Raw genomic sequence first — 9,911 nt, 5'->3', positions numbered from 1 at the left:
CTGATATGTAGCGACCTCCTGTCAAGCGGCAGGGTGAGGCGCCCGTCCCGATGGTTCGGGCGGGCGCCTCGTGCTTCGTCGTCGTGGGTGGCTGGTGAGCGTGTCGTTGGCGACGCGCGGTCAGACTGATATACGCGGGTTGGTTACCGCAGGACGGTGCTTCGGCAGGAGCGGGACCGCTTGTCTAGCGTCGAGCGTCGCGGATGAGATGTCCGTTGCTCATAGGTGTTTCGCGGGTCGCTCCACGCGCTGCCACCACCACAGCTGTGACGACCAAGCAGATCGTGGTGGCTACTCCTCGAGCACTGCCAGGGACCAGCACCAGCCGGCCAGCTCGCGGGCGATCGCGACGTTGGCGATGGTGGGCTTCTTCTTGCGGTCGATGAACTTCACCCACCGTTGGTGCAGTCGCCGATTACCCGCATCGCCCCGAGCGCGGGCGGCTGCGGGGGCGAGATCCCACCGGTCGCGCATGGTCTTGCCCACGGTGTAGCGGGCGCGGTGGTGCCAGGCGGCCTCGACCAGGAGCCGCCGGACGTGGGTGTTGCCGGTCTTGGTGATCGACCCTTGAACGCGTGAGGACCCGGAGGAGTACTCGCTGGGCACCAGGCCGACGAAGGAGCCGATGGTGTTGCCAGTGAACCGGTGCCAGTCGCCGATCTCCACCGCGAGTGCGAACCCGGTCAGGGTGCTGACCCCACGCAGACATCCGAGTCGGTGCACCATGTCGGTGAACTCGGAGTCCGTGGCCATCTCGCCGATCGCGGTGTCAAGCCGGTCCCGGCGAGCCTTGACCATCAGGACGTTCTCATAGTCGGAGTCGAAGGCCAGCCGGGTCGCGCGGGTGCTCAGCTCCGGGAGTGCTTCGTGCCGCAGCCAGGCGTCGTGCTTCCCGGTCCAGGCCTGGCCGCCGTAGTAGACGATCCCGTGGCGCAGTAGCAGTTTCGACAATCGGTGCCGGCCCCGCATCAGGTCGCCTCGGCAGTCCTCGCGTGCCCGGACCAGGTCGCGGGCGGCTTCTTGATCCACGGTGGGGATCGCCACGGCGGCGACCTCATCGAGTCGCAGCAGACGCGCCAAGTGGATCGCGTCCTTCGCGTCGGTCTTGACCCGTTCGCCTGACGGCTTCTGCAGCTTTGACGGCGCCGCGACGACGCACCGGATCCCGGCAACGCCGAGGTGTCGATACAGACCGAAACCGGTCGGACCGGCCTCATAGACCACCGCGACCGGGCCGGGCAGATCACCAAGCCAGGACCGGATGTGCTCATAGGAAGGGGTCAACTTTGCTTGAACCAGCTCGCCCGTGACGCTATCGATCGCCGCCGCCGCGACTGATCGTGCGTGCACGTCGAGCCCAACGCTCGTACGCTCGGTAAACACCCGGGGCCTCCCACAACTGTTGGATAGGCCGAGCAGGCCAGCCCTACTCGGTAACCCACGACCATTTGTGAGTGAGGCCCCGGCCTACAACCCTCAGAAGCCCTGAGCGGTCACCTCATACCGTCTAGCCCGCGAGGTGGCCGTGGTCGACGACCTGGATGCTGCCGTGCACGGCGGCGGCGTCGTCGGAGGCGAGGAAGGCCACCACCGCCGCCACGCTGTCGGCGCTCATGAACCCGCGTGCGGCCGAGATCCGCATGACGAGGTCGAAGTCGGCACCCTCGGGGACCTCGATCGTGTGCACCTGCGGGGTGTCCATGCCGCCCGGGCACACGCAGTTCACCCGCAGCGGCGAGCGGACGTACTCCACCGCGAGCGCCTTGGTCAGCCCGACCACGCCGTGCTTGGCCGCGGTGTACGCCGCCGAGTACGCCTCGCCCACCACGCCGGCGACGGACGCGACGTTGACGATGTTGCCGCCGACCTCGAGCAGGTGCGGGATCGCGGCCTGCGAGCAGAAGAAGGCCCCGCCGAGGTTCACGGCCACGTCGTGCGCCCACTGCTCCTCGGTCACCTCCGTGGTGAGCCGGAAGTCGTGACGACCCGCGTTGTTGACCAGCACGTCGAGCCGCCCGCACGCCTCGACCGCGGCGGCCACCGCTGCCCGGCACGAGGACGGCGAGGCCACGTCGAGCGGTCCGAACAGCACCTCGCCGGGCAGGTCCGCGCACGAGGCGGCGACCTCGGCGAGCCGACCCTGGTCGCGCGCCGCGGCGTACACGGTCGCGCCGCCGGCCGCGAAGCGCCGGACGGACGCGGCGCCCAGCCCCGAGGACGCGCCGGTGACGAGGACGGTCTTGCCGGTGAAGGTGCTCCCTGCTGCGGACATGGGCCGCAACCTAGCCACTTCCGAAGCTCCCCGGGTAGGAGTCGAACCTACGTCGCTAGTCCTGATTCAAAGTCAGGCGGGCCCTGCCGGCAGACCAACCGGGGATTGCTCTCGCAGAGGACACCCTAGATCGAACGCTCGTCGTCGGCGGAGCCGGATAAGTTGCGAGGGTGGACCTGCCCGTGATGCCGCCCGTCCAGCCGATGCTCGCCAAGTCGGTCTCGGGGATCCCCGATCCCGCCAAGCACGGCGGGCTCAGCTTCGAGCCCAAGTGGGACGGCTTCCGCTGCCTGGTCTTCCGCGACGGCGACGAGGTCGAGCTGGCCTCGCGCAACACCAAGCCGCTGACCCGCTACTTCCCCGAGGTCGTCGCGGCGGTCAAGGAGCAGCTGCCCGAGCGCTGCGTGCTCGACGGCGAGCTCTTCGTCGCCGTCGACCAGCGCCTGGAGTTCGAGGTGCTGCAGGAGCGCATCCACCCGGCCGCGTCCCGCATCGAGATGCTCAGCGAGAAGACCCCCGCCGGGTTCGTGGCGTTCGACCTGCTCGCGCTCGGCGACGAGTCGTACGTCGAGCGTCCCTTCGCCGAGCGGAGGGCCGCCCTGGAGGACGCGCTCGCGGGGCTGCCCGGTCCGTGCTACCTCACCCGCACCACCACCGACCCGGCGGAGGCGGAGCGCTGGTTCGAGCAGTTCGAGGGCGCCGGGCTCGACGGGGTGATCGCCAAGCCGCTGACCGCGCCGTACTCCCCCAACGGGCGGACGATGCTGAAGATCAAGCACGAGCGCACCGCCGACGTGGTGCTGGCCGGCTACCGCGAGCACAAGACCAGCACCCCGGAGCGGCCGCTGATCGGGAGCCTGCTGCTCGGTCTGCAGACCGAGGACGGCCTGCAGCACGTCGGCGTCAGCGCCAGCTTCACCGCCCAGCGCCGCGCCGAGCTGTACGACGAGCTGCAGCCGCTGGTGTGCGCGATCGAGGACCATCCCTGGGGTCGCTGGGCGGAGTTCCTCACCGCGAACCCGGACCGGGTGCCCGGCACCCAGAGCCGGTGGAGCCAGGGCAAGGACCTCTCGTTCACGCCGCTGCGCCCCGAGCGGGTGCTGGAGGTGAAGTACGACCACATGGAGGGGCGGCGGTTCCGCCACACCGCCCACTTCAAGCGGTGGCGCCCCGACCGCGACCCGGAGTCGTGCGGCTACGACCAGCTCGAGGAGCCCGTCGGCTACGACCTCTTCGAGGTCCTCAGCGGTGGCGCCGGGGACTAGAGTTTTGTCATGAACGACTACGACGTGGTGCTGCTCATCGAGCAGGCGCTCACCCCGGCAGACGCCGCCCAGGTCCGGTCCCTCCACGAAGGGCTCGACGAGCCCGTCACGTACCACGTGCTGCTGCCGCTGGAGGACGCCGCGGCGCGCATCGAGACCGCGATGGGCTCCCTCTCCGCCGGCGAGATGATGGCCTCCCCGGCGCTGGCGATGTCGGACGCCGAGATGGAGGCGCTGCGCAAGGAGTGCGCGGACCGCTCGGCGATCGAGCTGCAGGCCACCCTGGACGCGCTGGACGCGGCCGGGGCGGACGCGACCGGGCAGGTGATCTCCGGCCCGCCGATCGAGGCGCTCGGCGCCAAGGTCAAGGAGGTCGACGGCCGCGAGGCGATCATCCTCACCCGGCCGCACGTCGTCGCCGAGTTCTTCCACCTCGACTGGACCTCGCAGGCCCGCCGCAAGATCGGGGTCCCGGTGCTCCACCTGCTGGAGCACGAGAACTTCGACGAGCAGGCGGGCGGCGGCGAGGGCGTCACCGGCGCTTGAGCCGGCCCTTCCCGCGAGTCGTCCGGCGGTTTTGTTACCGAACGATGGGTCTCGTGTGGATCTTGCGTGGACCGCCTCGGCTTAGGTTTCTTGCGTCAGCAAGGCCTGGACACGAACTAGTACGAGCTGATGAAACCGGGCGACCGGAGCTTCGGGGGGAGCGCCGACGTACCGGAACTGCAAGGGCTGAGGGTCCACGGAACTCCGGGGGGAATTCCGACGGACACTCGCCAGTAGGAGCCCGCCCGGCACTGCTCACGCAGTGCCAGGCGGGCCTTCTGCATTTCGGACGGCTCCGGCCTCAGACCTGTCGCTTCGGCGAGACGTAGTCGCTCGGCTCGTCCTCGATCATGTAGTTCGGGTTCGCCTCGATGGCCGCGACGGTCCGCCGCAGCCAGTCCTCGTCGGAGGTCTCGATCTCGCGCGCGGCCAGCTGCTCGCGCAGGTAGCCGATGAGGTCGTCGGTCTCGCCCGCGTCCTTCGCGACCGATGTCGCGTCCACCGCGGCCTGCAGATCAGAGTCGTAGACAGCCATGGCGGGCTAGTACCCAACGCGCGTCGTCGTTCACGACTCGACCCGGTTGCCGTCCTCGTCCCAGTGCGAGGCGACCTTCTTGCTCGGCTGCACGCGCGGCGGCTCGCCCGGCATCTTCGGGTAGTCCGGCGGGAAGTTGAGCTCGACCGCGCCCTGCTCCTCCCACAGGTCCAGCAGCGGCTGGAGGGAGTACGCCGTGTCGTCGATCGCCGCCCAGGCGTCGCCGGTGTCGGCGAGCCGCTCCGGGACGGTGAACAGGTTGTGCTCCTTCGGGTCGGTCGTCCCGGCGAGCTCGGCCCAGCTCAGCGGCAGGGAGACGGGCGCGCCCGGCAGCGGCCGCAGGGAGTACGCCGAGGCCATGGTCCGGTCGCGGTTGTTCTGGTTGAAGTCGACGAAGATCCGCTCCCCGCGCTCCTCCTTCCACCACTCGACCGTCACCTGGTCGTCGCGCTCGGCCAGCGCGCGGCCGAACGCGATCGCGGCGTGCCGCACGTCGACGAACTCCCACCGGGGCTCGATCCGCACGAACACGTGGACGCCGCGGTTGCCGGAGGTCTTGGGGTAGCCGACCATCCCGAGGTCCTCGAGCAGTTCCTTGGCGACGCCCGCGACCCGCACCGCGTCGGTGAACCCGGTGCCCGGCTGCGGGTCGAGGTCGATGCGCAGCTCGTCGGGCCGGTCGACGTCGGCGCGGCGTACCGGCCAGGGGTGGAAGGTCAGCGTGCCCATGTGCGCGCACCAGACCGGCACCGCGATCTCGGTGGGGCAGATCTCCTGCGCGGTGCGCCCCGAGGGGAACGTGATCTCGACGGTCTCGAGGTAGTCGGGGGCGCCCTGGGGCACCCGCTTCTGGTAGAACGCGTCGGCGTTCTTGTCCTGCGGTCCGGTGGCCAGCTTCATGCCGGGCCGCACCCCCGACGTCCACCGTTCCAGCGCCGTGGGCCGCTCGCGCAGCGCGCGCATCAGCCCGTCCTCGACGCCGGCGAAGTACTCGGCGACCATCAGCTTGGTCACCTCGGGGGTGTGCTCTGTCGCCTCGTAGATCACCCGGTCCGGGCTGGAGACGCGGACGGCGCGGCCGCCCGCCTGGACCTCGGCCGCGGGGGTCTTCGCCATAGCCACACGCTAGCGGTGCGGCTGGCGTGGCGCCGTACGCTGGAGGCATGGGTTACGACGTGGAGAAGACCGACGCCGAGTGGCGTGAGCAGCTCTCCCCCGACGAGTACGCCGTCCTGCGCCAGGCCGGCACCGAGCGGGCCTTCACCGGGAAGTACACCGACACCGAGACCACCGGCGTCTACCGCTGCAAGGCCTGCCAGGCCAAGCTGTTCGAGTCGGACACCAAGTTCCACTCGGGCTGCGGCTGGCCGAGCTTCTACCAGCCGATCACGGACACCATCGAGTACATCGAGGACAACTCGCACGGGATGAAGCGGGTCGAGGTGCGCTGCGCGAACTGCGGCTCGCACCTGGGCCACGTCTTCCCCGACGGGTACGGCACCCCCACCGGCGATCGCTACTGCATCAACTCGATCAGCCTCACGCTGGAGCCGGCCGAGGGCTGACGCCCCGGTCCGGAGACAGCGCGGTCAGCCCGCGAACCACCCGCTGGGGCTGAGCTCGGTCCCGATCCGCGGGACGTACTGGTCGAAGTAGATCCGCGAGATCAGCTCGCGGCGGCTGCGCACGTCGGCCTTGTCGAAGACGGACTTCAGGTGGTCCTGGACGGTGTACGTCGAGACGTGCAGCGTCGCCGCGATCTCCTTGGTGTCCACCCCCTGGAGGACCAGCTGGGTGACGTCGCGCTCGCGTTGGGTGAGTCCGAAGGCGGCGACGACCAGGGTCACGATCTCGGGCGGGCGCGCCTCCTCGATGGTGACGACCACGTCGCCGTCCCGGTCCCCGAAGGAGCTCAGCGGGGACGCGTGGACCACCAGCCACATGCCGCTCGCGCCGCGGATCCGGGCGCGCGGGGGCAGGGCCGACTCCCCGCGCGCATAGCGCCGTGCCGCGCCGACGAGTCCGGCGATCGGCCCCATCGGGTCGCCGGCGGCCACGCCGCCGATCAGGTCGGCGACCCGCGCCTCGGCGCCCAGACTCATCTGCGCGACCTGGTTGTCGCTGCCGACGATGAGGACCGCCGGCCCGGTGGCGGCCTGCGGGGGCGGCGCGTCGGCGAGCCGGGTCAGCATGCCGGTGCGCACCCCCCGGGCGAACTGGGCCGAGAGCGACGCCAGGAACGCGATGTCCTCGGGGGTGAACGTGTGGTCGTCGGAGCCGCGGAAGAGCGCCATCGCGCCCCAGGTCTGCGCCCCGTCGCGGAAGACCATCCGGGCCTCGTCCCCGAACCCGAAGTTCGGCACCATGAACCGGCTCATCCGCCCCGAGCGCTCGATCTCACCGTCGTGCATGACGTGGACCCCCGCTGCCGGCACCGGCGCGAGCGCGAGCTCGGTGAAGGCGGTCGGCTCGACGGTGCCGTACTCGATCAGCCCGAACTCGTGGTCGTGGGAGTCCATCTCCCGCAGGTGGCCGTACTTCCGCGCGCTCGTGAGCATGTGCGTGCCGGGGTCGTGGGTGGCCAGGCAGGCGCTCGCCCACGGGACGGCCCGGCGTACCGACTCGACCGCCTCGGCGAGGAAGGTCTCGAGGTCCAGCCCAGCCCGCGCGACGACGTCGACGTCCTGGCGCACGCGCTCACACGTCAGTCCTCCGGCCATGTCAGCAGTGTCGGCGGAACCCCCCGCGGCGCACATCCCAGAAATCTGGGTGGACCAGACCACCAGCGCCGACGGCCTCGAACTCCCCGGCCGATCGGGATGGTCCGGACCCACGCCCGCGCCGGAGGGTGCTGCCATGACCACCATCCCTCTCACCGGCCCGGTCGACGACGCGGGTCGCCTGCTCCACGAGGACGACCTCGTCGCCCAGCTGGCCCTCTCGCTCGCCCGGCTCGAAGCGGCGTTGGCGGACCGTGGCCGCGAGCCCGCCGACCTCGGCGCGCTGCGGATCCTGGCCACCGACCCGGAGGCCGTCGCCGGCGTCCGGGACGTGCTCACCGAGCGACTCGGCGCCACCGGTGCCGGCCCGACCCTCGAGGTCCTCGCGCGTGACCTGCCGCTGCCCGGCATGCAGGTCGCGCTGGAAGCCGACCTCCGCCCGCGGCTGCTCGTCGTCGTCGCGCACCCCGACGACGAGGCGTTCGGCACCGGCTCGGTGCTCGCCCACGCCAGCGCCCACGGCGTCCGCACCGTCGTCGTGTGCGCCACCCGCGGCGACCTGGGCGAGCCCGCCCCCGGCAGCGGACTCACGCGCGGCGACCTCCCCGCCGTCCGCGAGCGCGAGCTCCGCACCGCGTGCGCCCTGCTCGGGGTGGAGCGCGTCGAGGTGCTCGGGTACGTCGACTCGGGCGTCGACGGCGAGCCCGCACCCGGATCGCTCGCGGCGGCGGAGCCCGCCGAGCTGTGCGCGCGGGTCACGGCGTACCTCGACGAGGTGCGGCCCGACGTCGTCGTCACCCTGGACGCCAGCGACGGCCACCGCGACCACGCGGCCGTCCGCGACGCGGTGATCGCTGGTCTGGACCACGCAACCGAACGACCCGCTGCGACGTATCTGTCCTGCCTCTCGCGGGTCCTGATGCGCGAGTTCACCGGAGCCGAGCTCGGCACGCCGGACGAGTCGATCACCACGCTCGTCGACGTCGCCGGCCTGCTCGACCTCCGGTGGCAGGCGATCCGCACGCACGCCTCGCAGGTGCCGCCGTTCGACGCCATGGACAAGGAGCTCCAGCACGGCTTCCTCGCCACCGACCGACTGCTCCGGGTGGACCCGCCCTGGACCGGCGGACCGGTCGAGAGCGACTGGATCCCCCCGAGAACACCCCGCACGACCCTCACCGACCAGAACGAAGGAACCAGCATGTCCATCACCACCCCCTCGTCCCCCGCCGCCACCCTGCGCGGGGCCTGCGAGGTCCACCTGCCCGGCGACCCCGGGTACGACGTCGCCCGCCAGGCCTGGAACCTCGCCGCCGACCAGCGGCCCGCCGCGGTCGCCATCCCCACCTCCGTCGCCGAGGTCGTCGCGGTCGTCCGCGCCGCCGTGTCGGCCGGTCTCCGGGTCGCCCCGCAGAGCACGGGCCACGGGGCCACCGCCCTCGCCGAGCAGGACCTCTCCGAGGTCGTGATCGTGCGGCTCTCGTCGCTGACCGGCGTCAGCGTCGACGCTCCCTCCCGGACCGCGTCGGTGGTCGGCGGCACGCTCTGGGGCGACGTCGTGGCCGCGGCCGCGCCGTACGGCCTGACCGCGCTGCACGGCAGCGCTCCGGATGTCGCGGTGGCGGGCTACACGCTGTCGGGCGGGCTCTCGTTCTACGGTCGCCGGCACGGGGTCGCGGCGAATTCGGTCCGCGCGGTCGAGGTGGTCACCGCCGACGGTGCCCTCGTGCGCGCCGACGCCGACGACCACGCCGACCTCTACTGGGCGGTACGCGGCGGCGGTGGCAACCTCGGCGTGGTGGTCGGCCTGGAGCTCGACCTGCTCCCCTACGCCGACGTGTACGCCGGCATGCTGCTCTGGGACGTCGAGCGCGCCCCCGAGGTCGTCCGCGCCTGGGCCGCCTGGACCCGTGAGGCACCGGAGTCGGCCACCACCTCGCTGCGGGTGATGAGCTTCCCGCCGCTGCCGGAGCTGCCGCCGTTCCTCAGCGGCCGCAACCTGGTCATCGTCGACGGGGCCGTCCTGGAGGACGACGACCGGGCCGCCGAGGTGCTGGCCCCGCTGCGGGCACTGGCCCCCGAGATGGACACCTTCGCGAGGATCCCGTCCGCCGCGCTGCTGGACGTGCACATGGACCCGCCGGTCCCGACCCCCGCGGTCTCCGACCACAGCGTGCTCGGCGAGCTGACCGACGCCGCCGTCGACGCGTTCCTCGGCCAGGTCGGCCCCGGCACCGCGAGCGGGCTGATGTTCGCGGAGCTGCGGCACCTCGGCGGCGCGTTCGCGCGGCCGGTCGAAGGCGGCGGCGCCGTGTCCCACGTGACCGGCGGCTACGCGCTCTACTGCCTCGCCATCGCCCCCTTCCCCGAGGCGGCGGTCGCCGGCCGGGCCGCCGCGCGCGCGGTGGTCTCCGCACTGGCGCCGTGGTCGCAGGCCAGCCTGGTCCCGACCTTCGCGGAGGGCGCCGTCGACAGCCGCGCGTTCTACGACGGCGAGGACTGGGCGCGGCTCGCGCACCTGCGCGCCGAGCTCGACCCGGCCGGGCGGATGGTCGCCAACCACCGGGTCTGAC

9 protein-coding genes and 1 tRNA gene are annotated in these 9,911 nt (G+C 71.7%); 4 read left to right on the top strand and 6 right to left on the bottom strand.

The genetic code is table 11. The features are described from left to right. Positions 1-291 precede the first annotated feature (291 nt). The 3 genes from VMF51_RS11270 to VMF51_RS11260 all read right to left on the bottom strand — a co-directional run bounded on the left by VMF51_RS11270 (position 292) and on the right by VMF51_RS11260 (position 2,377). A complete protein-coding gene (locus VMF51_RS11270) occupies positions 292-1,383 on the bottom strand; it encodes an IS110 family transposase (RefSeq protein WP_325474523.1) in 1,092 nt (363 codons plus the stop codon). A gap of 124 nt (positions 1,384-1,507) precedes the next feature. Next, on the bottom strand, positions 1,508-2,272 hold the full coding sequence (locus VMF51_RS11265) for an SDR family oxidoreductase (RefSeq protein WP_325474522.1): 765 nt from the start codon (positions 2,270-2,272) through the stop codon (positions 1,508-1,510). Between the two features lie 26 nt (positions 2,273-2,298). Further along, positions 2,299-2,377: transfer RNA gene (locus tag VMF51_RS11260), tRNA-Gln, on the bottom strand. Positions 2,378-2,442: 65 nt separating this feature from the next. On the opposite strand from VMF51_RS11260, the gene VMF51_RS11255 reads away from it, so the two are divergent. Both VMF51_RS11255 and VMF51_RS11250 read left to right on the top strand, forming a co-directional pair. Further along, positions 2,443-3,537 carry an ATP-dependent DNA ligase gene (locus VMF51_RS11255; protein WP_325474521.1) on the top strand — a complete coding sequence of 365 codons (1,095 nt, stop codon included), beginning with the start codon at positions 2,443-2,445 and terminating at the stop codon, positions 3,535-3,537. A gap of 9 nt (positions 3,538-3,546) precedes the next feature. Next, complete coding sequence (locus VMF51_RS11250) at positions 3,547-4,083, top strand: hypothetical protein (RefSeq protein ID WP_325474520.1); 537 nt, start codon at positions 3,547-3,549, stop codon at positions 4,081-4,083. Between the two features lie 301 nt (positions 4,084-4,384). Here the strand turns inward: VMF51_RS11250 and VMF51_RS11245 are convergent, their stop codons facing one another. Beyond that, positions 4,385-4,618 carry a hypothetical protein gene (locus tag VMF51_RS11245; RefSeq protein ID WP_325474519.1) on the bottom strand — a complete coding sequence of 78 codons (234 nt, stop codon included), beginning with the start codon at positions 4,616-4,618 and terminating at the stop codon, positions 4,385-4,387. Positions 4,619-4,648: 30 nt separating this feature from the next. Beyond that, complete coding sequence (locus tag VMF51_RS11240) at positions 4,649-5,734, bottom strand: DNA polymerase domain-containing protein (RefSeq protein ID WP_325474518.1); 1,086 nt, start codon at positions 5,732-5,734, stop codon at positions 4,649-4,651. 47 nt (positions 5,735-5,781) lie between these two features. On the opposite strand from VMF51_RS11240, the gene msrB reads away from it, so the two are divergent. Beyond that, on the top strand, positions 5,782-6,183 hold the full coding sequence (msrB, locus tag VMF51_RS11235) for a peptide-methionine (R)-S-oxide reductase MsrB (protein ID WP_325474517.1): 402 nt from the start codon (positions 5,782-5,784) through the stop codon (positions 6,181-6,183). A gap of 24 nt (positions 6,184-6,207) precedes the next feature. Here msrB and VMF51_RS11230 read toward each other — a convergent pair whose 3' ends face one another. Continuing rightward, the gene (locus VMF51_RS11230; RefSeq protein ID WP_325474516.1) at positions 6,208-7,338 is read right to left on the bottom strand and encodes a helix-turn-helix transcriptional regulator; all 1,131 of its coding nucleotides are present in this window, start codon (positions 7,336-7,338) and stop codon (positions 6,208-6,210) included. 136 nt (positions 7,339-7,474) lie between these two features. On the opposite strand from VMF51_RS11230, the gene VMF51_RS11225 reads away from it, so the two are divergent. Next, positions 7,475-9,910: a PIG-L family deacetylase gene (locus tag VMF51_RS11225; RefSeq protein WP_325474515.1), complete on the top strand. Its 2,436-nt coding sequence runs from the start codon at positions 7,475-7,477 to the stop codon at positions 9,908-9,910. The last annotated feature ends 1 nt before the right edge of the window (position 9,911 follow it).

Source organism: Nocardioides sp. (assembly GCF_035503875.1).
Taxonomy (GTDB): Bacteria; Actinomycetota; Actinomycetes; order Propionibacteriales; family Nocardioidaceae; genus Nocardioides.
Note: the sequence above shows the minus strand (reverse complement) of the source record. Positions and strands in the feature narration are given on the sequence as shown.